We start from the raw sequence: 515 nt of genomic DNA, 5'->3' as shown, positions 1-515 counted from the left end.
TTATTCACGAGGCAGGCCTGAAAACAAAAATAGTGAATGGTAATCTCTAAGGTAATCAATACGTTCCGCCAAGAACACGATTCCAAGAGGCCATTCACTATGGGTGAAAGCGTAACGTCCTGGTCACCGTCCTGCAACGGGTCCATTCATGTGCAATTAAGCGGCGATGCCACCACTAGCGATGCAGGTGGCCTGGTGCTCCGCGAAGCGCTCGATACCAGTGGGGTGATTGACGCGCTAACGTACCATCTGGTCGATGCGCGTGACCCTCTGCGCGTACGCCACTCGCTGGCCAGCCAGCTTCGGACCGTGGTGCTGCAGCGGGCCATGGGATGGGAGGATCTCAGCGATACCGATATCCTCCACCATGATCCCCTCTGGCAACTCGCCTGTAGCGATGCGCGTCGCCTGGCGCCGTTAGCGGACGCACGTCCGTCACAAGCCACGCTCTCTCGCTTGATCTCCTGCCTGAGTGATCCAGATAACCTCGACACGGTGCACGAAGGCCTATTGCG

1 protein-coding gene is annotated in these 515 nt (G+C 57.7%); it reads left to right on the top strand.

What is annotated here, in order from left to right; all coding sequences use genetic code 11:
• Nucleotides 1–99: 99 nt before the first annotated feature.
• A partial coding sequence (locus QC823_RS16205) for a transposase (protein WP_422823692.1) occupies nt 100–515 on the top strand: 416 nt, incomplete at its 3' end.

The organism is Vreelandella vilamensis (assembly GCF_031451755.1).
GTDB classification, from domain to species: Bacteria; Pseudomonadota; Gammaproteobacteria; order Pseudomonadales; family Halomonadaceae; genus Vreelandella; species Vreelandella vilamensis.
This window is presented reverse-complemented; position numbering and strand designations above follow the sequence as displayed.